Source organism: Azospirillum ramasamyi (assembly GCF_003233655.1).
Lineage (GTDB): Bacteria > Pseudomonadota > Alphaproteobacteria > Azospirillales > Azospirillaceae > Azospirillum > Azospirillum ramasamyi.
In genome coordinates this window covers 1,208,309-1,232,126 of sequence record NZ_CP029829.1, presented here as the reverse complement: position 1 = coordinate 1,232,126, position 23,818 = coordinate 1,208,309, and the positions used below count along the sequence as shown (strand labels likewise).

19 protein-coding genes are annotated in these 23,818 nt (G+C 66.8%); 12 read left to right on the top strand and 7 right to left on the bottom strand.

Features of this window, described 5'->3' with window-relative positions:
- Window positions 1–37 precede the first annotated feature (37 nt).
- A complete protein-coding gene (locus DM194_RS05700; RefSeq protein WP_111066340.1) occupies window positions 38–2,572 on the top strand; it encodes an ATP-binding protein in 2,535 nt (844 codons plus the stop codon).
- Window positions 2,573–2,724: 152 nt separating this feature from the next.
- Window positions 2,725–3,804 carry a recombinase RecA gene (gene recA / locus DM194_RS05695; RefSeq protein ID WP_111066339.1) on the top strand — a complete coding sequence of 360 codons (1,080 nt, stop codon included), beginning with the start codon at window positions 2,725–2,727 and terminating at the stop codon, window positions 3,802–3,804.
- Window positions 3,805–3,923: 119 nt separating this feature from the next.
- Here recA and DM194_RS05690 read toward each other — a convergent pair whose 3' ends face one another.
- Window positions 3,924–4,499, bottom strand: a complete 576-nt coding sequence (locus tag DM194_RS05690) for a hypothetical protein (protein ID WP_111066338.1) — start codon at window positions 4,497–4,499, stop codon at window positions 3,924–3,926.
- A 90-nt stretch (window positions 4,500–4,589) separates the two neighbouring features.
- Window positions 4,590–7,202: a glycosyltransferase family 2 protein gene (locus tag DM194_RS05685; protein ID WP_111066337.1), complete on the bottom strand. Its 2,613-nt coding sequence runs from the start codon at window positions 7,200–7,202 to the stop codon at window positions 4,590–4,592.
- A gap of 255 nt (window positions 7,203–7,457) precedes the next feature.
- Here DM194_RS05685 and DM194_RS05680 point away from each other — a divergent pair, with 255 nt between their 5' ends.
- Together DM194_RS05680 and DM194_RS05675 are read left to right on the top strand one after the other, a co-directional pair.
- Entirely contained in the window at window positions 7,458–7,868 is a 411-nt protein-coding gene (locus DM194_RS05680; RefSeq protein WP_111066336.1) for an HIT domain-containing protein, read from the top strand.
- Window positions 7,869–7,925: 57 nt separating this feature from the next.
- A complete protein-coding gene (locus DM194_RS05675) occupies window positions 7,926–8,132 on the top strand; it encodes a hypothetical protein (RefSeq protein WP_111066335.1) in 207 nt (68 codons plus the stop codon).
- A 220-nt stretch (window positions 8,133–8,352) separates the two neighbouring features.
- Here DM194_RS05675 and DM194_RS05670 read toward each other — a convergent pair whose 3' ends face one another.
- Genes DM194_RS05670 through DM194_RS05660 form a run of 3 tightly spaced genes read right to left on the bottom strand, consistent with a single transcriptional unit; the run spans window position 8,353 to window position 13,314 of the window.
- On the bottom strand, window positions 8,353–9,306 hold the full coding sequence (locus tag DM194_RS05670) for an ACT domain-containing protein (protein WP_111066334.1): 954 nt from the start codon (window positions 9,304–9,306) through the stop codon (window positions 8,353–8,355).
- Between the two features lies 1 nt (window position 9,307).
- The gene (gene mfd, locus DM194_RS05665; protein WP_111066333.1) at window positions 9,308–12,949 is read right to left on the bottom strand and encodes a transcription-repair coupling factor; all 3,642 of its coding nucleotides are present in this window, start codon (window positions 12,947–12,949) and stop codon (window positions 9,308–9,310) included.
- 41 nt (window positions 12,950–12,990) lie between these two features.
- A complete protein-coding gene (locus DM194_RS05660) occupies window positions 12,991–13,314 on the bottom strand; it encodes an FAD assembly factor SdhE (protein ID WP_111066332.1) in 324 nt (107 codons plus the stop codon).
- Between the two features lie 268 nt (window positions 13,315–13,582).
- Here DM194_RS05660 and sugE point away from each other — a divergent pair, with 268 nt between their 5' ends.
- Window positions 13,583–13,900, top strand: coding sequence for a quaternary ammonium compound efflux SMR transporter SugE (sugE, locus tag DM194_RS05655; RefSeq protein WP_111066331.1), 318 nt, complete (start codon window positions 13,583–13,585; stop codon window positions 13,898–13,900).
- A gap of 18 nt (window positions 13,901–13,918) precedes the next feature.
- Here sugE and DM194_RS05650 read toward each other — a convergent pair whose 3' ends face one another.
- Window positions 13,919–14,458, bottom strand: a complete 540-nt coding sequence (locus DM194_RS05650) for a glycine cleavage system transcriptional repressor (protein WP_111066330.1) — start codon at window positions 14,456–14,458, stop codon at window positions 13,919–13,921.
- A 238-nt stretch (window positions 14,459–14,696) separates the two neighbouring features.
- Window positions 14,697–16,130, bottom strand: a complete 1,434-nt coding sequence (tldD, locus tag DM194_RS05645; protein ID WP_111066329.1) for a metalloprotease TldD — start codon at window positions 16,128–16,130, stop codon at window positions 14,697–14,699.
- Window positions 16,131–16,375: 245 nt separating this feature from the next.
- Between tldD and DM194_RS05640 the strand changes: the two genes are divergently transcribed.
- From DM194_RS05640 to DM194_RS05610, 7 genes are all read left to right on the top strand, one after another.
- Window positions 16,376–17,755 (top strand): DUF3422 family protein, encoded by a 1,380-nt coding sequence (locus tag DM194_RS05640; protein WP_111066328.1) that lies wholly within the window; start codon window positions 16,376–16,378, stop codon window positions 17,753–17,755.
- A 569-nt stretch (window positions 17,756–18,324) separates the two neighbouring features.
- Window positions 18,325–19,182, top strand: coding sequence for a cytochrome c oxidase subunit II (coxB, locus tag DM194_RS05635; RefSeq protein WP_111066327.1), 858 nt, complete (start codon window positions 18,325–18,327; stop codon window positions 19,180–19,182).
- A gap of 135 nt (window positions 19,183–19,317) precedes the next feature.
- The gene (gene ctaD / locus DM194_RS05630; RefSeq protein ID WP_176581369.1) at window positions 19,318–20,964 is read left to right on the top strand and encodes a cytochrome c oxidase subunit I; all 1,647 of its coding nucleotides are present in this window, start codon (window positions 19,318–19,320) and stop codon (window positions 20,962–20,964) included.
- Window positions 20,965–21,106: 142 nt separating this feature from the next.
- Window positions 21,107–22,018, top strand: a complete 912-nt coding sequence (gene cyoE, locus DM194_RS05625; RefSeq protein ID WP_111066325.1) for a heme o synthase — start codon at window positions 21,107–21,109, stop codon at window positions 22,016–22,018.
- Window positions 22,015–22,200 (top strand): hypothetical protein, encoded by a 186-nt coding sequence (locus DM194_RS05620; RefSeq protein ID WP_111066324.1) that lies wholly within the window; start codon window positions 22,015–22,017, stop codon window positions 22,198–22,200. Before cyoE ends, DM194_RS05620 begins: the two co-directional genes overlap by 4 nt.
- Window positions 22,200–22,844, top strand: coding sequence for a cytochrome c oxidase assembly protein (locus DM194_RS05615; protein WP_111066323.1), 645 nt, complete (start codon window positions 22,200–22,202; stop codon window positions 22,842–22,844). Before DM194_RS05620 ends, DM194_RS05615 begins: the two co-directional genes overlap by 1 nt.
- Before the next feature lie 21 nt (window positions 22,845–22,865).
- Window positions 22,866–23,741 carry a cytochrome c oxidase subunit 3 gene (locus DM194_RS05610; protein ID WP_211110609.1) on the top strand — a complete coding sequence of 292 codons (876 nt, stop codon included), beginning with the start codon at window positions 22,866–22,868 and terminating at the stop codon, window positions 23,739–23,741.
- Window positions 23,742–23,818: the final 77 nt, after the last annotated feature.

The following is a 23,818-nucleotide window of genomic DNA, read 5'->3' as shown; positions in this document are numbered from 1 at the left end:
ACATTGGGGACTTGGGGTTCTGGTGCCTGGAGATCTGGTGGACGATTCGACTTCCCTTTCCGACACCGCACGCAACGCAGCCAACCGCGCGGCGCCGTCCGCCGGGCCTCTGATGCTGCTCCAGTACTGTCTGGCGCCGGCCGGGCTGCTGGTCGTGGCCGCCGGGCTGCTGCTGGGCCGGGAAGAGATCGGTTGGATGGGGGCGGCGCTGGCGGCGGCGGGCGTCGCCCTGCTGATCGGCCGCAGCATCGCCGTCGTCCGGCGCTCTGCGCGGATCGGCGCATTGCTGGGCGGGGCGCTGGAAGGCATGCCGGCGGGCCAGCTGATCTGCGACGATGCCGACGATGTGGTCTTCGTCAATGCCGCCTTCCGCGAGCTTGCCGGCTGGCGGCGCGGCGAGCGGCCGCTCGACGCGCTGGCACGCCAGTTCTCCGCCGATCCCGACAGCGCGCGTGAGTTCCGCCGCCTGCGTGAGCGGGTGCGGGCGGGGGCCACGGCGGCGGCCGAGCTGGCGATCCCGGCGCTGGACCACAAGCCGCCGGAATGGCGCAAGGTGCAGGCCCAGCCGGTGCCCGGCTTCCCCGGCTCCGTCCATTGGCGGATCGAGGACATCACCGCGCGGCGCGAGTTGGAGCATGTGATGCTGCGCGAGCAGGCCAAGCTCGCCGATTTCATGGAACATGCGCCGGTCGGCTTCTTCTCCGTCGACCAGAACGGACAGTTCCTGTTCGTCAACGCCACCCTGGCCCAATGGCTGGAGGCCTTCCCCGGCGATCTCATCGACCGGGAGGCCCATCTTCACGACATCCTGGCCGCCCCGCCGCATGCCGCCGCTCCCTATGACCTGTTCGAGCATGGCGGCAGCGAGCAGCGCGGCGAGTTGACCATGGTGGGACTGCGCGGCCGGCGGTTCCAGGTGGCGGTGGCGCAGAGCGTGGTGCATGCCGACGATGGGACGATCCACACCCGGTCGGTGGTGCGCGACCTGTCGCCCGAACGGGAATGGCAGGAGGCCCTGCGCCAATCCGAGCAGCGGTTCCAACGCTTTTTCGAGGATGCGCCGATCGGCATCGCGCTGGTCGACGAGACCGGCCAGCTGACGGAATGCAACGAGGCATTCCTGGCGCTGATCGGCAGCGAGGCGGGCAGCGTCATCAACCGCCCGATGGCCGACCTGATAGTCCCGGCGGAGCGCGAGGCGGTGACCGCCCGGCTGAAGTCCGTCCAGGGCGGCGCCGATCCGGCCCATCCGCTGGAGGTGCGGCTGTCCGGCGGCCGGGAGCTGACGGCCCAGCTCTATGCCCGGCGCCTCGCCAACCCGGTGCGCACGGATGGGCGCGGCGAGGCCGAGAAGACCGGGATAGGCGTCGGCCTGATCCTGCACTTCATCGACATGACCGAGCGCAAGAGCCTGGAGGCCCAGTTCGCCCAGTCGCAGAAGATGCAGGCGGTCGGCCAGCTGGCCGGCGGCGTCGCCCACGACTTCAACAACCTGCTGACGGCGATGATCGGCTTCTGCGATCTGCTGCTGCTGCGGCATAAGCCGGGCGACCAGTCCTTCAGCGACATCATGCAGATCAAGCAGAACGCCAACCGCGCCGCCAATCTCGTGCGGCAGCTTCTGGCCTTCTCGCGCCAGCAGACCCTGCAGCCGCGCGTCATCAACGTGACCGACGTTCTGGCGGAGCTGGCGAACCTGCTGCGCCGGCTGATCGGCGAGAACATCGAGCTGAAGATGATCCATGGCCGCGACCTGGGGCTGGTCAAGGTCGACCAGAACCAGTTGGAGCAGGTCATCATCAATCTGGTGGTCAATGCCCGCGACGCCATGGCCGGCGGCGGCAAGCTGACCATCAACACCACCAACTACGTCGTCACCCAGCCCGAGCGGCGGGAGCACGAGACGGTGCCGCCCGGCAGCTACGTCTCGATCGAGGTGATCGACACCGGCTGCGGCATCGCGCGGGAGAACCTGCAGCGCATCTTCGAGCCCTTCTACACGACCAAGGAGGTCGGGTCGGGCACCGGGCTCGGCCTGTCGACCGTCTATGGCATCGTGCGGCAGACCGGCGGCTTCGTGCTGGTCGATTCGGCGGTGGGGGAGGGGACGACCTTCACCATCCTGCTGCCCCACCATCAGGGCGAACTGCGCCCGGTCGACACGGCGGAACCGCGGGAGCGCCGCGGCAGCGACCTGACCGGCACCGGCACCATCCTGCTGGTCGAGGACGAGGACGCGGTGCGCGTCTTCTCCGCCCGCGCCCTGCGCAACAAGGGCTATCAGGTGCTGGAGGCGAAGAACGGCGAGGCGGCGCTGCAGCAGATCGAGACCAACGGCGCCAACATCGACCTGCTGATCACCGACGTGGTGATGCCGCAGATGGACGGCCCGACGCTGGCCCGCCATGTCCGCAAGCTGCGCCCGGAGATGCGGGTGATCTTCATTTCCGGCTATGCCGAGGACCGCCTGGGCGAGATCGACGGCGTCGAGGTTTCCCATTTCCTGCCCAAGCCCTTCTCGCTCAAGCAGTTGGCGTCCAAGGTGAAGGAGGTCATCCGCGACGCGCGGTGAGCTGTCTGAACCGGCTATGAATGCCGCCTGGGCACACCCCGCAGAATAGGAACGCACCGGCAACATCAGCCCTTGCAAATGAGAACGAAGAGAGTACATTTAGCCTCGTTGCAAGAGCGCCGACCGTGTGTTCTAAGAGAGGGGTACCGGGCATGTCGTCCGCACAGCTTCGTTTGGTCGAGAAGGATTCCATGGACAAGCAGAAGGCGCTCGATGCCGCCCTGAGCCAGATCGAACGCGCGTTCGGCAAGGGCTCGATCATGAAGCTCGGCGCCCGTGAGAACACGGTCGAGACGGAGGTCATTTCCACCGGCTCCCTTGGTCTCGATATCGCGCTGGGCATCGGCGGCCTGCCGAAGGGCCGCATCATCGAAATCTACGGTCCGGAAAGCTCGGGCAAGACCACGCTGGCTCTGCACGCCATCGCCCAGGCCCAGAAGGCCGGCGGCACCTGCGCCTTCGTCGACGCGGAGCATGCGCTCGACCCGTCCTATGCCCGCAAGCTGGGCGTCAACATCGACGAACTGCTGATCTCCCAGCCGGACGCCGGAGAGCAGGCCCTGGAGATCGCCGACACGCTGGTGCGCTCCGGCGCCATCGACGTGCTGGTGGTCGACTCGGTCGCCGCCCTGGTGCCGCGGGCCGAACTGGAAGGCGAGATGGGCGACAGCCATGTCGGCCTGCACGCCCGCCTGATGAGCCAGGCGCTGCGCAAGCTGACCGGCTCGATCTCCAAGTCGAACTGCCTGGTGATCTTCATCAACCAGATCCGCCTGAAGATCGGCGTGATGTTCGGCAACCCGGAGACGACGACCGGCGGCAACGCGCTGAAGTTCTACGCCTCCGTGCGCCTCGACATCCGCCGCATCGGCGCGATCAAGGACCGCGACACCGTCGTCGGCAACCAGACCCGCGTCAAGGTGGTGAAGAACAAGATGGCCCCGCCGTTCCGCGTGGTCGAGTTCGACATCATGTACGGCGAAGGCGTGTCGAAGGTGGGCGAGTTGCTCGATCTCGGCATCCAGGCCGGTGTGGTCGACAAGTCGGGTGCGTGGTTCAGCTATGACGGCACCCGCATCGGCCAGGGCCGCGAGAACGCCAAGACCTATCTGCGCAACAACCCCGAGATGGCCGACGCGATCGAGGCCAAGATCCGCGGCAACGCCGGTCTGGTCGCCGATGCCATGATGGGCACCCCGGAAGCCGACGGCGAAGCCTCCACCCCGGAGTGACGCCGCGGTCCGTGGCCGGCAGGGTCTATGGGCCGGGGTTTATGGGATGAAAAGGCCCCGCCTTCCGAAAGGGAGGCGGGGCTTTTCGTTTGGAGAGATATCGGCATCGGGAATTCGCCTCACACATCCACCACCATATGCGGCCGGTATGCTCCTTCCAGCGTCAGCAGCAGGTGGAGATAGACGGACACCTTTCGTGCACGTTCGGTGTTGCGGGTCAGGCAGTCGCGCAGCTGTTCGGCCAGTCGGACGGTTTCCGCGTCCAATTCCGGTACGGCGGCGGTGACGGCTTGGACGATATTCTCAGGATCGACGGGAAGCGGCGCAGCCGGATCCTTCAGCAACGCTTCGGCCAGCACCTCCTGATCGTCATGGACCGGAGGCGGTGGCGCGGACGCCGGCGGGGGGCGCCGGGCCAGATGATTGCGCAGATTGTCTTTCAGCCGCGTCCGCTGACGCTCGTCCAGCCCGTCGAACTGATCGACCTCATCGAACAGAAGATCGTACAGGCGCCGCCGTTGCCGATTGGACGGGTTGTGGTCACGCCGTTCCTGTTCGCGGTCCCGGCGCTCCTGGCGGGCATTGCGGCGGCTGTTGCGGTCGGTGGCGCTGCCGCTCCGTTCGACGCCCGCGGTGGTGCGGATGCTGAACTCCGGCGGACCGATACCGCGGCCTGATGTGAGATTGCCGGACATGACCCGCCTCCCGGGAATTGTTTTCCCTGCGACTCAAGTCTGGCAGAGCCGGCGCTTTCGTCAAAGCGAAAGCGCCGGTTTTTCCGCAGGTCAGTCGCCGGCGCCGGCGCGGACCGCGTCCTCCTCCGCCCCCGGCTTGCTCTTGCCGAAGCCGATGGTGGGGAAGACGTTGATCAGCGCGGTGATGAAAGCCGCCAGATAGGGCAGCGACTGCACCACCAGCAGGCCCGACCACATGAAGGCGTCGCGGTTCTCGTGACCGAAGACCATGACGATGGCCAGCGCCGCACCCCACAGGGAGACCAGCAGCGCCAACTCCTCGCGCGCCATCAGGAAGGCCTGCATCAGCGCCGGCTGGTTCTCGCATTTGGGCGTGCGGACGAAGGGCCGGCCGGAGGTGAAGATGCCCAGCCACATGGCGCGGCCGACCGTGTGGGTCAAAGCCATGCCGGCCACCGCCGCGCCGACCTTGTCCCAGAAGCCGCACTTCACCCGCGCCTCGTAGAGCCACAGCGATGCGCCGACCTTGAAGGCGAAGACGCTGAGCGTCGGGATCATGAAGACGTTGGGCGGGAACTCGAAATATTTCGGGAAGGCCATCAGGCCGATCGACCACAGGATGCCGGCGATGCCGAAGATCATATGGGCGGCGTCGGCGAACCAGGGCAGCCAGCCGGTGATGAAATGGTACTTCTGGCCGGCGGTCAGTTCCTTGGCGCCCGGCGACAACTGCCGCCAGTGGTGCTTCAGGATCTGCACCGCGCCATAGGCCCAGCGGAAGCGCTGCGTCTTGTAGGCCGAGAAGCTGTCGGGAACGAGGCCCTTGCCGTAGCTCTCCGGCATGTAGACGGCCTCATAGCCATGCTCGAACAGGCGCAGGCCGAGGTCGGCGTCCTCGGTGATGCACCATTCGCCCCAGCGGCCGACCTTTTCCAAGGCCGACTTGCGGATGATGGTCATGGTGCCGTGCTGGATGATCGCGTTGCGCTCGTTCCGCTGGATCATGCCGATGTGGAAGAAGCCGGCATATTCCCAGTTTGTCATGCGCTGGAACAGGTCGTGTTCCCACTCGCGATAGTCCTGCGGCGACTGGACGAAGCCGACTTCCGGCCGGTTGAAGTGCGGGATGGTCGCCTTCAGCCAGTCGGGATGGACCTGATAGTCGCTGTCGATGACGGCGATGTGTTCGGCATCCGGCGCCGTCTGGGCCAGACCGAAATTCAGCGCGCCCGCCTTGAAGCCCGGCCAGTTGTCCAGATGGAAGAACCGGAATTTCGGCCCGAGCTTCTTGCAGTATTCCTCGACCGGCCGCCAGACCGCCGGATCCTTGGTGTTGTTGTCCAGCAGCAGGACTTCGTAATTCGGGTAGTCGAGCCGGGCCAGCGCGTCCAGCGTCTGCATGACCATGTGCGGCGGCTCGTTGTAGCAGGGCACATGGATCGAAACCTTTGCCGCATTGGGCAGCGGCGCGGCGGAGCAGGGGACGAATTTTCGCTTGAACTTGTGCTGCCAGACGACCTCCGTCAGTTCCATGCCGTCGATCAGCATGACCGCGAACAGCACCAGCTGGCAGAAGATCAGCAGGCCCCAGGCGATTTCGGTGGTGAGCGCGAGGCCGGCGGCCGACGCCGCGCTGACGGTGAAGACCAGGACGGAGGCCACCATCTGGATCAGCGCGCCGTAGAAGATCTGCCCGCCGATCTTCAGATCGCTGCGGCGCCACAGGAAGAACACCAGCGGCAGGAAGCCCAGCGCGACCGCGGTGGCGCATTTGACCTCCCAGTCGCGGATCTCCTGCACCCCGCCGATCATCGGGAATTTCGGGTTGCGCTGGTAGTCCCACAGGCCCCAGCTGGTGCCGGCGGTGCCCTCGATCTCCCGCTTCCACGGCTGGTCGAAGGCTTCCATGATGTAGTAGTCGAGCTTGTGCTGCGCGGCGACGTTCAGGAAGTTGCGGATGAACTTGGCCTGATTGACCTGGCTGGCTTCAGCGCCGCGGCGCCACGGGCCGTCGGCCGGCCAGCCGATCTCGCCGATCATGATGTGCTTGTTCGGGAACTTCTGCTTCAGCTCGTTGTAGCGGAACATGGCGTAATCGACCGACTGGTCGACCGGAACGCCCTCCCAGTAGGGCAGAAGGTGGACGGCGAGGAAGTCCACGGCTTCGGCCAGTTCCGGGTGCTTCAGCCAGACGTGCCACGGCTCCGCGATCGAAACCGGGACGTTGACCTTCTTCTTCACCCGCTTGACGTATTCGATGGCCTGCGGAACGGTCAGGTCGGCGCGCAGGATCGCCTCGTTGCCGACCAGCACGCGGCGCACGTTGCTGTTGGCGCGCGCCAGCTTGATCAGCCCGGCCAGTTCGGGCTCGTCGATCTCCGGCTTGCCTGCGGTCCAGGCACCGGCGGTGACGGGCAGCCCGTGCCTGGCGGCGATGGGCGCCACCATTTCGGAGCCGTCGGTGGTGGAATAGGTGCGGACGCCCTTCACGGCGCCATTCAGCGCCGCCATGTCCTTTTCGATGTCGTCGGCTGTCGCCTTGTCGCCCTTCGAGGGGCTCTTGTCGGTGTGGAACGGGGTATAGGCGACGCCGGTGATGGCGCCGGCCCAGGACCGCTCGTCCACCGGGCGATTCCAGAGCGCCCAAAGGGCGACGTTGCCGAGGATCACCAGAATCAGAACCGCGAAGGCTGATTTGCGCATGTGGGTCGTTCCCGCTCGCCGCACCAGAAAACAAGGATACGGCCCGGAAAATGGCGCATGGCGGCTGGTGCCGCCCCGACCATGACCCGGACCGAACTCAAACATCGTCCAACGAATGCCGCTGCGCCATATGGCCGGCGCGCACGGCCTTCTATACAAGCTTCGCGGTTGCCCCGCCACTGCCGGCTATAACAGAGCAGCGTCCGGTTTATTCCCCGGTTCGCCCCCTTGAGGGGCCAGGATAAGGAGTGGAGCATGTTTTCCCTTAACGACCGGCTGCAGGCCGACACCCACCATGTGACCGATCTCGATCTTTGCCGGGTGTTGCTGATGGACAACGCCTTGTGGCCATGGCTGATCCTGGTGCCGATGCGCGGTAACGCGGTCGAGATCCATCGGCTCGACGAGGCGGACCAGACTGCGCTGATGCGGGAAATCGTGCTGGCCTCCCGCGTGGTGGAGCGGCTGTTCGCGCCGGACAAGATGAATGTCGGGGCGCTGGGCAACATGGTGCCGCAGCTGCACGTCCATGTGATCGGTCGGACGCGCGGCGATCCGGCGTGGCCCGGCCCGGTTTGGGGTTCCGGCCATGTCCGGCCCTACGAGCCGGCGGAGGCGGAAGCGCTGGTGGAACGGCTGGCGGAGGCATTGCGGGAAGGCACGTGAACTTTGCCGTGTCGGCGGTGTTTGTGTGGTCAACCAACTTTACGGGAGACCGCCGCCATGACCGACAAGGACCGCTCCAAATCCGTGACCTCCGACGCGCCGTCCGACGCCGCCCAGCGAATCGAGGACAAGCTGGTCGACGAGACCGGCAAGGCGTCGGGCGATCCCGACAAGCCCGTTCAGAAGAAGTGGGAGGAGATGGGCGAGCGGGAAGAGATCATCGAACAGAGCCAGCGCGAGGGCGGCGGGGTTGAAGAAAAATAAAGTCCGTCATTTCCCCTCTCCCTAAAGCGAATTTGCATTCGCTTTAGGTTCGTATGACCTCATTCGCCGGTCGGGCTTCGGCCGCATGAGCGGCCGGGACCGCCGTCGCGGTCCAAAGCGGACGCCAGTCCGCTTTAACCCTCCCCCGCCATCCGACGGACCCTTGGTCTGCCGAGAGCGGGGGAGGGGATTGCCGCCGCACTTCGAACCTACCCTTCTTCTACCTTTTTACCGTGCAGCTCAGCGACAGCACGTCCGCCGCCTTGTCCAGGTCGTCGGCGCGGACCAGCACATAGTCGGTGTTGTAGGTGGAGATCGCGAAGATCGGCACATGGGCCTGGGCCAGCGGTACGGCGATGCGGGCCAGGATGCCGAACAGGGAGAAATCGACCACCCCCTCCACCCGGAAGGCGCGCCAGCCGCGTTCGGCCTTCACGCCGTCGGGAATGCGGTCCTCGCGGCAGAGGATCGACAGCTCCTCGCCCGTGCGGGTGGCGCCGACCAGCGGGTCGCTCCAATCGAGCCAGCCGGGCAGGCCGCTGCCCGGCGGCAACTGGGCCACCGCCAGCCGGTCGGGAAGCACCGACAGGGTCAGGCCGGTCTGTTCCCGCACCAGCGCCGCGGTCAGCGTCGCCTCGTCCACCTCGAAGGGCTTCAGGATGCGCCGGGCGCGGGCGGCCAGCGACGGCACGCCGGAGCGCATGGCGCGGCCGAGCATCTCCGCCGAGGTGGCGCGCAGGTTGGCGTCCTTCTCGGCGAGATCGACGACGGCCTGCAGCGCGCTGGTCTGGACGATCCGGCTTGGGCTGTTCTCGAACCAGTCCGCCAGCAGCACGGCGGCGCGGTGGCGCTGCTCATCGTCCATGGTCAGCCGCGGCACGATCTGGGCGATGTGCCAGCGCACCTCCGCCTGCTCGATGGCGACGGCATCGGTCAGCAGATGGTCCACATAGGGGTCCAACCAGTTGGGATTGCCGCGTGATACCCGTTCCAGCGCGTCGGCGGCACGCATGCGCACGCTCGCATCCGGGTCGAACAGGCAGCCGACCAGTTCCGCCAGCTTGCCGCGGTCGGCCAGCACCTCATCGGCGACGGAGGTGGCATCGCCCACCGTCCGCCGTTCGCCGCGCGCCAGCCGGCGGGCGAGCGACGCATTGCGGCTCAGATCGTCCATCTCAGCGTCGCCCGGTCGGACGGCCGAAGCGCGACGGCGTTCCGAATCGCGAGGCCACCTTGGCGCCGGTCGGCTTGGGCGGCGGCGGGGGAGGGGGCGGCGGCGGGGTTTCGCCGCGCGGCACGCCGCCGCCACTCGCCATTTCCGCCAGATCCTTCACCAGCTTCTGCACGCTGCGCACGCGGGCCTGCGGATCGGGCCATTCGCGGCTGTAGACCAGCTTGTGGTCGGGACGCAGCTTCATCAGCGTCAGGTGCTGGGAGATGTAGGTCAGCAATTTGGCCGGCTCGGCATAGAAATTGTCGTGGAAGGCCAGAACCAGCCCCTTCGGCCCGGCATCGACCCGGTCGATGTTCGCCTGTTTGCACCAGCGCTTGATGGTGACGACGTCCAGCAGGTTCTCCACCTCCTCCGGCAGCTTGCCGAAGCGGTCGATCAACTCGGCGGCGAAGCCGTCCACCTCCGCCCGGTCGACCAGATCGGCGATGCGGCGGTAGAGCGACAGCCGCACCGTCAGGTCGGGGACGTAGCTCTCCGGGATCAGCACCGGCGTGCCGAGGTTGATCTGCGGCACCCACTCCTGCGCCGCCGCGGCGGCGACCGCACCCTCCTGCATCGCCGCGCGGGCGTTGGCGACGGCCTCCTCCAGCATCTGCTGGTAAAGCTCGACGCCGACCTCGCGCACCTGACCGGACTGCTCCTCGCCCAGCAGATTGCCGGCGCCGCGGATGTCCATGTCGTGGCTGGCAAGCTGGAAGCCGGCACCCAGGCTGTCCAGCGTCTCGATGACGTGCAGGCGCTGCTGGGCGGTGCTGCTCAGCGGCTTGTTCGGGGCATAGGTCAGATAGGCATAACCGCGCTTCTTCGACCGGCCGACACGGCCGCGGATCTGGTAGAGCTGGGCCAGCCCGAACAGGTCGGCGCGGTGGACGATCAGCGTGTTGGCGTTGGGGATGTCCAGGCCGCTCTCGATGATGTTGGTGGCGAGCAGCACCTCGAACTTGCCCTCGTCGAAGGCGGTCATCACATCTTCCAGCTCGCTCGCCGCCATCTGGCCGTGGGCGGTGACGATCTTGACCTCCGGCACCAGTTCGCGCACCCGCTCGGCGACCTTCGCCAAATCCTCCACGCGCGGGCAGACATAGAAGGACTGGCCGCCGCGGTAATGCTCGCGCAGGATCGCCTCGCGGATCACCACCGGGTCGTAGGGCAGGACGAAGGTGCGCACCGCCAGCCGGTCGACCGGCGGGGTGGCGATCAGCGACAGCTCGCGCACGCCCGACAGCGCCATCTGAAGCGTGCGCGGGATCGGCGTGGCGGTCAGCGTCAGGACGTGGATGTCGGCGCGCAGCTCCTTCAGCCGTTCCTTCTGCTTCACGCCGAAATGCTGCTCCTCGTCGACGATGACCATGCCGAGCCGCTTGAATTCGAGGCCCTTGGCGAGCAGGGCATGGGTGCCGACGACGATGTCGGCGGTGCCCTCCGCCAGTTCCTTCTTGACCAGCGTCTGTTCGCGGGCGGTGACCATGCGCGACAGCTGGACCACGCGCACCGGCAGGCCGGCGAAGCGGGTGGAGAAGGTGCGGAAATGCTGGCGGGCGAGCAGGGTGGTCGGCACGACGACGGCGACCTGCTTGCCGCTCATCGCCACCATGAAGGCGGCGCGCAACGCCACCTCGGTCTTGCCGAAGCCGACGTCGCCGCAGACCAGACGGTCCATCGGCCGGCCGCTGCCGAGGTCGGTGAAGATGTCCTCGATCGCCTTCAACTGGTCGTCGGTCTCGGGGTAGGGGAAGCGGGCGGCGAATTCCTGATAGACCCCTTCCGGCGTCAATACCGGATCGGCCTTCTTCAGCATCCGTTCGGCCGCGATCTTCAGCAGGGCTTCCGCCATGTCCTTCAGGCGCTTCTTGACCCTGGCCTTGCGGCCCTGCCAGCCGGCGCCGCCCAGCTTGTCGAGCTGGACATTGGCGTCCTCCGAGCCGTAGCGCGACAGCACCTCGATATTCTCGACCGGCACGTAGAGCTTGTCGCCGCCGTCGTAGATCAGGCGCAGGCAGTCGTGCGGGGCGCCGGTGACCTCCAGCGTCTCCAGCCCGTCGTAGCGGCCGATGCCGTGGTCCATGTGGACGACGATGTCGCCCTCATGCAGGGCGGAATGCTCGGCGATGAAGTTGGCGGCCTTGCGCTTCTTCTTGGCCGGGCGGACCAGACGGTCGCCCAGGATGTCCTGTTCGGTGATGACGGCGAGGTCGGGGGAGGTGAAGCCATGCTCCATCCCCAGAACGATGGTGCCGATGATGCCGCGGTCGAACCGGCGGACATCCTCCATGCTCTCCGCCGGCTCCAGTCCGGGGATGCCGTGGTCGGCCAGCACGTTGGACAGGCGGTCGCGCGACCCGGCGGAATATCCCGCGATCAGCACCCGCCGTCCGTCGGCGCGGAGCGCCCGGATATGGTCCTTCACCGCGTCGAAGACGTTCACGTCGGGGCGGTTGCGCTCCTCCGCGAAATCGTGGCCGCGCTTGCCGCCGGCGTCCACCGTGCCCTTGATGCCGGGGGGCGTGGAGAAGATCTGCAACTGCGCGACCGCGCGTTCCGCCATCAGCGCGTCCCAGCCGGTGGCGTCGAGGAACATCGAGGCGACCGGCACCGGCTTGTAGACCGGAGACCCCGTCCGCTTCTCGATGGTCATCATCGAATCGCGCGAGGCGTGGAAATCGACGATCTGCGCGATGCGGGCGTCGCGCGCCTCCGTCGCCTGGTGATCCAGGCCGACGATGCCGCGCGGCAGATAGTCCAGCACCGTGTCCATGCTCTCGTGGAACAGCGGCAGCCAATGTTCCATGCCGCCATAGGAGCGGCCGGCGGAGATCGCCTCGTAGAGCGGATCGTCGTCGGTCACCGCACCGAACAACTCGCGGTAGCCGGAACGGAAGCGGGCGATCCCGGCCTCGTCCAGGAACACCTCCGACATCGGCTTCAGCTCGACCTTGTCGCGCTTGTCGGTGGTGCGCTGGGTCATGGGATCGAAGGCGCGCACCCCCTCGAGTTCGTCGCCGAACAGGTCGAGGCGGAGAGGCTCGTCCGTGCCGGGCGGGAAAAGGTCGACGATGCCGCCGCGCACCGCGAACTCACCCGGCTCCCGCACGGTCTGGGCGCGGGTGTAGCCGTTGCCGGCAAGGTAGCGCTGCAGCTTCTCCAGGTCGATCCGGTCGCGCAGCTTGGCCGTGAACACCGCATCCTTGAAGGCGCTGCGCGGCGGCACCTTCTGGACCACGGCGTTGACGGTGGTCAGCACGATCAGCGGAGCCAGCCCGTCGCGGCCGGCCGCCGCCTCGCGCCGTGCGATCAGCCGGGTCAGCGTGTCGATGCGGCGGGCGACGATGCCTCCGTTCGGCGACACGCGGTCGTAGGGCAGGCAGTCCCAGGCCGGGAAGGTCAGCACCTCCAGCTTCGGCGCGAAAAAGGCCAGCGCCTCCGCCAGCAATGCGCAGCGCGTGTCGTCCAGCGCCACGTGCAACAGGCCGTAGGCCCCGGCCTTCTGCGCAAGCTCCGCCAGGATGCGGGCGTCATGACCCTCGGGCGCGCCGCCGATCAGGAGACGGCCGGCGCGGCCGGGCTGGAGATCGAAACTGACCAAAGGAGGATGCCTCGGGAATACGGGGGACAGGCTGAGGAAAGTCAGGAGCCTTGACGTGGTGTGTAACGGAACGCCGTCAACAGGCGCATCACGTCGCTGTCTTGTTCGGCGGGAACCGGCTCCCGTCCCGACATCCAGTCGTAGAGGTCGGGATCGCCAAGCTCCAGCAGCGCTTCGAAGCGGTCGAGCATGGCATGGTCGAATTCGCCGACATGTGCGTCGGCGAAGCTGCCCATCAGCAAATCCATCTCGCGCGTGCCGCGATGCCAGGAACGGAAACGCAGCCGCTTGCGCCGGTTCTCAAGCGATTCGCTCTTCTCGGGGGCCGACGTCTCGGAAGTCGGGAGGGTGCCGTTTTCGGTCATTGCTGTCCAACGTCGAAAACCCCCAGCGCCACCAGCGGCGAAGGGGGAACCATTCAGGAACCACATCCTGCACGGGCGGGCGCCGCGATGCAACCTCGGCCGCCTGCCCTGACAGCCGCCATATGGGCCGCCGCCATCTTGACCGCCGCCATCTTGACCAGGAGAGGCGGATGTCCTATCTGCCCACAGGCCCGCGGGGACGACCCCGCCGATGAATGAGGGTTACCGGGTGGGGACGACCCCGCCATTCCAAGACGGAGGCACCGTCATGGCGTGGGTCACGCTGTTCTTCGCCGGTCTTTTTGAAATCGGTTGGGCTGTCGGCCTGAAATACACCGAAGGTTTCACCCGTCTGGTCCCGAGCGTCCTGACCGCCGCGGCGATGCTGGTGAGCATCCTGCTGCTGGGCGCCGCGTTGAAGACGCTGCCGCTGGGCACGGCTTACGCGGTGTGGACGGGAATCGGCACCGTGGGCACCGCGGTGCTGGGCATGTTTCTGTTCGGCGAGCCCGCCGGGGCGCTGCGGCTGCTGTGCATCGCGGCGATCGTCGGCGGGATCGTGGGGCTGAAGGTTCTGCACGGGTGAGGGGGCTGACCGCCCCCGTCAAAGCGTATCCGTCTGGCAGTTCAGCCCCAAGGTCTCCGCCGTGTTCGCCACCGCCGACAGGCAGACCTCCGCCCGTTCCGCCGGAATCGACACCGAGAAGCGCAGGACGTAACGCTCGCCCGCGCGGTCGGGCAGGGTCTGTGCGTCCAGCCGCACGATGTTGGCGTCGAACTGGGTGAAGATCTCCGACAAGCGGGCGACGAGCCCAGGCTGGTCGCCGCCCGACACCTCGACGCGATGGGTGACCATCGCCTGCGGACCCGGCTGGGGATCGAAGGCGAAGGGCGTGACCTTGACCTCGGCACCGGACAGGATGGGGAGCGACGACAGGCTGGCCTGGAGCTCCGCCACCGTCAGGCCCGACGGCAACTCGCAGACGGCGGAGAACTCCGCTCCGCTGCCCAGCGAGGCAAAGGTGGCGTCGCGCAGGTTGATGCCCTGTTCGAACAGGTGGCTGGTGATGCCGGAGACCAGCCCGACCCGGTCGGGACAGAAGGTGGAAACCAGGGCCAGCCCGGCAGTCGGGTCCGTCGCCATCGCATGTCTCCCCAATCGCTTGTTTTCGCAGGCACGGTTTCGGCCGTGCCATTCGGATGGCCGATCATCGAAGCGGGATGCCGCGAACGCCAGTACAAAATGGCGTTGAGCTTTGCACTCGCTTTGCTCTCGGTTGCCGATCGGCGCGGCGCTGACCTCTCCAAGCCCCGAATGCGAAGGGGCCGGACCACGCCATGGTCCGGCCCCCTCATCGCATACCGTGCAACCTGCTGGGCCGTCAGGCGGCGGTGCCGCCGACGGTCAGGCCTTCCAGGCGAAGCGTCGGCTGGCCGACGCCGACCGGCACGCCCTGGCCGTCCTTGCCGCAGGTGCCGACGCCGGGGTCGAGGCGGCTGTCGTTGCCGATCATCGACACCTTGGTCAGGCTGTCCGGGCCGTTGCCGATCAGGGTGGCGCCCTTCACGGCGGGACCGAGCTTGCCGTCCTCGATCAGGTAGGCCTCGCTGGCCGAGAACACGAACTTGCCGTTGGTGATGTCCACCTGGCCGCCGCCGAAGTTCTTGGCGTAGATGCCCTTCTTGACCGAGGCGATGATCTCGTCCGGCGTGTGGTTGCCATTGCGCATCACCGTGTTGGTCATGCGCGGCATCGGGTTGTAGGCGAAGCTCTGGCGCCGGCCGTTGCCGGTCGGGCGCATGCCCATCAGCCGGGCGTTCATGCGGTCCTGCATGAAGCCGACCAGGATGCCGTCCTCGATCAGCGTGGTGCACTGGCCGGGCGTGCCCTCGTCGTCGACGCTGATCGAGCCGCGCGAATTCTCGATGGTCCCGTCATCGACGATGGTGACGCCGGGGGCGGCGATGCGCTGGCCCAACAGACCGGCGAAGGCGGAGGTCTTCTTGCGGTTGAAGTCACCCTCCAGCCCATGGCCGATGGCCTCGTGCAGCAGGATGCCGGGCCAGCCGCTGCCCAGCACGACCGTCATCTCGCCGGCCGGGGCGGGGACGGAGGACAGGTTGACCAGAGCCTGCCGCAGCGCCTCGTCGACGAAGCCGCGCCAGGTTTCCGGCTGGATGTAGTGTTCATAGGTGACGCGGCCGCCGCCGCCATAGCCGCCCGTCTCCATCCGGTCGCCTTCCGCCACCACGACGGAGACGTTCAGGCGCACCAGCGGGCGCAGGTCGGCGACGCGGACGCCGTCGGCGCGCATGATCTGCACCGCCTGCCATTCGCCGCTGATCGAGCAGCTGACCTGCCGCACCCGCTCGTCCTTGGCGCGGGCATAGGCGTCGATGTCGGCCAGCAGCTTCACCTTCTCCTCGAAGGGGACGAGATGCAGGGGATTGTCGGGGATGTAGAGGGCGCGGTTGGTGCCGGCCGGCGGCTCCGCCAGAGTGCCGGTGTGGCCGGCCTGCACGGCGCGCACGGTGGCGGCCGCGCGGCGGATGGCCTCTTCCGACAGGTTGCTGGCATGGGCGTATCCGGTCGCCTCGCCGGCGATGGAGCGCAGGCCGAAGCCCTGGGTCGTGTCGAAGCTGGCGGATTTCAGCTTCCCGTCGTCCCAGCCCAGCGACTCGCTCTGTGCGTATTCGAGGTAAAGCTCCCCATCGTCGGCATTGTGCAGGGCGTCCTGCACGACGCCTTCCACGCGGGCGCGGTCCATGCCGGCGCGGTTGAAGAAGAGATCGTCGGTGACGGCAAGCGCGCTCATGAAAACTCCGAACCTGTGATGGGGGCGGAACCCGGTCTGCCCGGCCTGGTGGCTTGTGCCGGCCTCGTTCCAAGGTAGGACACAGTGTCATAGCGGGCGTTCTCGCGCCGCGCCGTGCGATGTGCTCTAACGGTCTGACTATAGTGTGGCGACGCCGGCGCGATCCGGCAAGCGTCGCCGATGCCGGATTATATGGCCCGACGGCGGGCGTGACACGGGGTGGTGCCGGTATGGCGGAGGGAAGCATGACCGACGGAGCGGCGCGGACGACAACGGATGGCCTGAACCGCGCGGGCGCGTCCGGAACCGGTGCCGGCATTATCGGCCCGCGTCCCTTGCGCGACCACCCGCTGCGTCATGTCCTGACCAACGAGGTCCATGCCCGCCCGCCGGAATCCGTGGCGGCGCCGGTCCGTGCCACGATGCTGGCGATGCTGTCGGGGGAGGGGGCCACCGAAGCCGACCGCCGCCATCTGGAAGCGCTGTGCGACTGGGCCGGCGTCGTCCGGCCGCCGCAGGGCGCCACCCATCACAGCGCGTCCTTCGGCAGTTTTCATCTGAAATGGGAGCGGCATACCGAATTCTCGGCCTGGACCGTCTTCCGCCCCAGCGCCATGCCGGCGGGCGCCCTGGTCGATCCCTTCCTGGAACCGGCGCTGCACGCCCTGCCGCGGGAATGGCTGGCCGGTCTGCCGGGCGAACTGCTGGTCGGCATCCATGTCGCCGTGCTCGACGCCGATACCCCGGAACCCTCGCCCTCCATGATGGCGGCGATGTTCGGGTCGGAGAGCTATGTCGGCTCGCGCATCGCCGGGCGGTCGGCCACCGCCTGGACCGATTTCCGCATCCATGGCGACGGCTTCTCCCGCATGCTGGTCGCCGACCATTCGATGACGCCGCGCCAGACCGGCCGGGTGTTGCAGCGCCTGCTGGAGATCGAGACCTACCGTGTGCTGGCCCTGCTGGCGCTGCCGATGGCGCGCGGCATCCTGCCCCGAATCGGTCCGATCGAATCCGGGCTGGCGGAGGTCACCAACCGGATCGCCGGCCTGCGCGACCTGCAGGACGAGCGCGACCTGCTCGACCGGCTGACCCTGCTGGCGGCGCAGACCGAGCAGATTTCGGCCGAATCCGCCTACCGGTTCGGCGCCGCCCGCGCCTATTACGAGCTGGTGGAGCGGCGGATCGAGGAGTTGCGCGAGATCCGGATCGAGGGGCTGCAGACCGTCCAGGAGTTCATGGACCGCCGTCTGACGCCCGCCATCCGCACCTGCGAGGCGGTGGAACAGCGGCTCGAGTCGCTGTCGCAGCGGGTGGCGCGGGCCAGCACGCTGCTGCGCACCCGCGTCGAAATCGCGGTGGAGGGGCAGAACGCCGAGCTTCTCCAGTCGATGGACCGCCGCGCCCAGCTGCAGCTGCGCCTGCAGGAGACGGTGGAAGGGCTGTCGGTGGTGGCGATCAGCTATTACCTCGTCGGCATCGTCGGCTACGCCGCCAAGGGGCTGAAGGGTGCCGGGCTGAAGATCGATCCCGACGTGCTGGTGGGGGTGATGATTCCCATCGTCATCGCCTTCGTCTGGTCCGGCGTGCGGCGGATTCGCAAGGTGCTGGTCGGCGGGCATTGAGGGGCGCGCCTCTCGGCCGTCCGTTGTTCCAATTGCCGCTACCCTGACCCGCCCTCGGCCAGCCGAAGGCCGGTTGGGGCGAAACTGTGCCTATTACCTTCGCGCATCTGGCCCGATGCGCAGAGCTAACCCATCCTGAGTTCCTGGGTCGCGCCCTGGTGCCGCAACGAACCTGCGGCCGGCCTGTGCGGGCGCTCATATCCTTTCCAGCGCCCATCTCCATAAAAATCCGCTATTCCAACGGACTGCGACGGAATGTCGCATGGTTTGACCCCTGCGCGCGCTCAACCTTTGTCCCCACGGCAAAGCTGAATGTGAGGAAATGCCTATGCGATCGGTGGGAGAGAGGAAAGGCTTGTAACCCAGCGGGACGTGGGGATAAGCTCCTGACGCGGGTATATGTCGCGCTAAGATGGCGTGATCCCTGCATAAACTGGCGTTCGCTGATAAGCCCAACTATGGACCGCACGAATGGATAGCGGTCCAGCGGACAAGAGGGCGGAGGGGGCGTCGGCGGGAAGAGACGACCGCGGGCCATGACGAGCGTCGCGGCTAAGAAGGGGTTGGGGATGAGAAGGCAAAGCCTATACGCCGCCGGCCTGGCGGCGGTCCTGTCGATGGTCGGGCCGGCGATGATGGGGTGGGGTGCCGCCCTGGCGAACGAGCCGAAGCCGTGGGAGATGGGCATGCAGCCCTCCGCCTCCCCGGTAAAGCACCTGATGGGTTCGTTCAACGACCTGCTGACCATCATCATCACGCTGATCGTCGTCTTCGTCGCGGCGTTGATGGCCTATTGCATCATCCGCTTCGATGCGAGGAAGAATCCGGTTCCGTCCAAGACCTCGCACAACACGGTGCTCGAGGTCGCCTGGACCGTCGTGCCGGTGATCATCCTGATCGTGATCGCCGTGCCGTCCTTCAAATTGCTCTATGCCGCGGAGCGCATCCCGGAAGCCGAGATGACCGTCAAGGTCACCGGCCGCCAGTGGTACTGGGACTATGAGTATCCCGACCACGGCAACATCGCCTTCTCCAGCTACATGATCGCGGAATCGGAGCTCAAGCCCGGCCAGCGCCGCCTGCTGGAAGTCGACAACCGGGTCGTCGTTCCGGTCAACACCACCGTGCGGCTGCTGGTGACCGCCGGCGACGTGATCCATTCCTGGGCAATTCCGGCCTTCGGCGTGAAGAAGGACGGCGTGCCCGGCCGCATCAACGAGACCTGGTTCAAGGCCGAGCGCGAAGGCGTCTATTACGGTCAGTGCTCCGAGATCTGCGGCACCAACCACGCCTACATGCCGATCGCGGTCGAGGTCGTGTCGCGCGAGGCGTTCGACGCCTGGGTCGAAAAGACCAAGACGGCCTTCGCGCCGAAGGATCCGGGCCGCGACGTGGCGGCGCGCCCGACCGGCACGCTGGTCGAATGACGATGCCGGCCGCCACAGCGGATTTCGCACAGCCCGGAACGGGGTCGACGCGATAAGAAGAACATACCCGGCCGCCGCCGGTCCGCGGAAGAACGGACGGCGCGGCGGCCAGGGACAGCGACGAAGGGTAGAGACATGGCAAACGCCACACCGGGACAGGATCAGGCCCCTGGTCATGACTACGCGCATGATCACGCGCATGACCACGGGCATGGGCATGACGATCACCATATGCCCGGCTTCGTGCAGCGCTGGTTCTATTCGACCAACCACAAGGACATCGGCACGCTCTATCTGATCTTCTCGGTGATCGCCGGGCTGATCGGCGGCCTGTTCTCCGTCATCATGCGTATGGAGCTTCAGGCGCCGGGACTGCAGTTCGTCGCCGACGGCCAGATGTGGAACGTGCTGATCACGGCGCATGGCCTGATCATGGTGTTCTTCGTGGTTATGCCTGCGCTGATCGGCGGCTTCGGCAACTGGTTCGTGCCGCTCATGATCGGCGCGCCCGACATGGCCTTCCCGCGCATGAACAACATCAGCTTCTGGCTGATCGTGCCGGCCTTCCTGCTGCTGCTGGCCTCCGCCTTCGTCGGCACCGGCGCCGGCACCGGATGGACCATCTATCCGCCGCTGTCGGCGCAGCTGGGACACAGCGGGCCCTCGGTCGACATGGCGATCTTCGCCCTGCACCTGGCCGGCGCCAGCTCCATCCTCGGCGCGGTAAACTTCATCACAACCATCTTCAACATGCGCGCCCCCGGCATGACGCTGCACAAGATGCCGCTGTTCGTCTGGGCGATGCTGGTGACGGCCTTCCTGCTGCTGCTGGCCGTGCCGGTGCTGGGCGGCGCCATCACCATGCTGCTGACCGACCGCAATTTCGGCACCACCTTCTTCAACCCGGAAGGCGGCGGCGACCCGATCCTGTTCCAGCACCTGTTCTGGTTCTTCGGCCACCCCGAAGTCTACATCATGATCCTGCCGGCCTTCGGCATCATCAGCCACATCGTGTCGACCTTCTCCAAGAAGCCGGTGTTCGGCTATCTCGGCATGGCCTACGCCATGGTCGCCATCGGCGTGGTCGGCTTCGTCGTCTGGGCGCACCACATGTACACGGTCGGCCTCGACGTCGACACCAAGGCCTACTTCACCGCCGCCACCATGATCATCGCGGTGCCGACCGGCGTGAAGATCTTCTCCTGGATCGCCACCATGTGGGGCGGGTCGATCGAATTCCGGGTGCCGATGCTGTGGGCGCTGGGCTTCATCTTCCTGTTCACCGTCGGCGGCGTGACCGGCGTGGTGCTGGCGAACGGCGGCCTCGACAACTACATGCACGACACCTACTACGTCGTGGCGCACTTCCACTACGTGCTGTCGCTGGGTGCCGTGTTCTCGATCTTCGCCGGCTGGTATTACTGGATCGGCAAGATGTCCGGGCGCCAGTATCCGGAGTTCTGGGGCAAGGTCCATTTCTACACGACCTTCATCGGCGTGAACCTGCTGTTCTTCCCGCAGCACTTCCTGGGCCTGTCGGGCATGCCGCGCCGCATCCCCGACTATCCGGATGCCTTCTGGGGCTGGAACATGGTGTCGTCGCTGGGTGCCTATCTGTCCTTCGCCTCGACGCTGCTGTTCGTGTGGATCGCCTGGAAGACGCTGCGCAGCGGCGAGCGGGTGCCGGGCGCCTATTGGGGTCCGCAGGCAGGCACGCTGGAATGGTCGGTCAGCTCGCCGCCTCCGTTCCACGCGTTCGAGACGTTGCCCCAGGTGAAGTAGGCATGGTAACGGGCGGGCGCTGCCGCACCGAAGCGCCCGCCCCCGAGTAGAGCGAATAAAGCCGGATAGCCCGAACAATGGGCATCGGCAGGACGGGCGCCGCGGCGGCGGACCCGAGGTTAGAAGACGACAAGGACATGATATGACGGACGTGACGAACGAACTGACGCTCAACCAGACCGGAGGGGCGTCGGCCGGTGACTTCATCGAGTTGCTCAAACCGCGGGTCATGTCGCTTGTGGTCTTCACCGGACTGGCCGGCATCGTTCTTGCCCCCGGCGAGATCCATCCTTTCCTGGCTGTGGTCGCCGTGCTGTGCATCGCCGTCGGCGCCGGGGCGTCGGGCGCCATCAACATGTGGTACGACCGCGACATCGACGCGGTGATGGCCCGCACGATCAAGCGCCCGATCCCGTCGGGCCGGGTGGAGCCGCCGGAGGCGCTGGCCTTCGGAATCACCCTGTCGGTGATGTCCGTCGTGGTGATGGGGCTGGCGGTGAACTGGGCGGCGGCCTCGCTGCTGGCGCTGACCATCGGCTTCTACGTCTTCGTCTACACCATGTGGCTGAAGCGCCGGACCCCCCAGAACATCGTGATCGGCGGGGCCGCCGGCGCCTTCCCTCCGATGATCGGCTGGGCCGCCGTGACCGGCAGTGTCGATCTGCCGTCGGTTCTGTTGTTCCTTCTGATCTTCCTGTGGACGCCGCCGCATTTCTGGGCGCTCGCCCTGTTCCGCAACGGCGACTACACCCGCGCCGGCGTGCCGATGATGCCGGTGGTGGCGGGCGAGGCGGCGACCAAGCGCCAGATGCTGGTCTACACGCTGATCCTGCTGCCGGTGGCCTCCGCGCCGTCCTTCGTCGGGATCGCCGGTCCGGTCTATCTGGCGGTGTCGGCCATCCTCGGCCTGATGTTCGTCGGCTATTCCGTCCGCGTCCTGCGCGCGACCGACGACAAGCCGGCCAAGAAGATGTTCGGTTTCTCGATCCTGTACCTGTTCCTGCTGTTCGCCGTGATGATGGCGGAGCGGCTGATCCTCGGAGGATGGGCATGACGGTGATGGAACACGATAACCCGATCGATACCCGCGCCTCGGTGGAGGAGCAGAAGCGGCAGGAGGCCGCCCTGCGCGCCCGGAAGCTGCGCGGCCGCAATCTGGCCGTTCTGGCGGCGCTGCTGACGCTGGTCGCCCTGTTCTACGCCATTACCCTCGTGCGGATGGGCGGGGCGCACTGATGCCGGGGCGCGACGACAGGCTGCGCCGACGCAACCGGCTCGTCCTGGGCACGCTGTTCGGGCTGGTGGCGGGCATGATCGGGCTGACCTATGCGTCGGTCCCGCTCTACAACCTGTTCTGCGCCGTCACCGGCTTCGGCGGCACCACACAGCGGGCCGAGCAGGCCGCGGACCGGGTGGTCGACCGCAAGATCACCATCCGCTTCAACGCCGACACCAACAACGCGCTGCCCTGGTCCTTCAGGCCGGAGCAGCGGGAGCTGGTGCTGAAGCTGGGAGAAACCGGATTCGCTGCCTACCGGGCGGAGAACCGCGGGGTGAATCCCACCGTCGGCACGGCCGTCTACAATGTTTCGCCGGACAAGGCGGGCATCTATTTCAACAAGATGCAGTGCTTCTGCTTCACCGAGCAGATCCTGGAGCCCGGCCAGGCCGTTGACATGCCGGTGACCTTCTTCGTCGATCCGTCGATGGCCGACGACCCGAACATGGACGACGTGAAGACCATCACGCTGTCCTACACCTTCTTCCGCGCCAAGGACAGCGAGGCCCGGCTTGCTCAGCATGCCGCGACCTCCGCCCCGTCCGGCGGCGCGGAGGCAAGCAAACAAAAGGCGGAGCCAGGGGCGACCGCCACAAACTGAACAATATGGGGTAGTGAGACGATGGCCGACATCACCCACGGGCAAATGCCGCACGCCGAACCGTCAGCCCATGAACCGGGCGCAGGCATCCCGCATCCCTACCATCTGCTGAAGCCCAGCCCCTGGCCGCTGATCGGCGCCTTTTCCGGCGGGCTGCTGGCGACCGGTCTTGTCGTCTACATGCATGGCGGCGGCTCCTTCCTGATGATCCTGGGGGTGCTGGCCATTCTGGTGACGATGGTCGGCTGGTGGCGTTCCGTGATCCAGGAATCGGTGGTGGAGCGTGCCCACACCCCGGTGGTGAAGATCGGCCTGCGCTATGGCATGGCGCTGTTCATCGCGTCGGAGGTGATGTTCTTCGCCGCCTTCTTCTGGGCCTTCTTCCACGCCGCCCTGGATCCGAAGGCCTCGCCGCTCAACCCCGACGCCATCTGGCCGCCGCCGAACGTGCATGTCATCGATCCGTTCGACATGCCGCTGATGATGACGCTGACCCTGCTGCTGTCCGGCGTCACCGTCACCTGGGCTCACCATGCGATCGTCGAGGGGCGCAACCGCGAGGCCGCGAAGGCGCTGGGCCTGACCGTGCTGCTGGGCGTGCTGTTCACCTTCTTCCAGGTCTACGAGTATGCCTACGCCTCCTTCAAGTTCACCGACGGCATCTTCCCGTCGACCTTCTACCTGGCGACCGGCTTCCACGGCTTCCATGTGCTGGTCGGCACCATCTTCCTGGCAGTCTGCTGGTACCGCACGGTGAAGGGCCATTTCACCCCGCAAAGCCATTTCGGCTTCGAGGCGGCGGCCTGGTATTGGCACTTCGTCGACGTCGTCTGGTTGTTCCTGTTCGTATCGGTCTACTGGTGGGGTGGCTATGGCGGCGTGATCGCCAGCCACTGACGCCGCCGGCGCCGACACGTTCCGGCAGTCCTCACCGTCTGCCGGAACGGTGCGAACGGGAGGTTTCAGCGTGAACG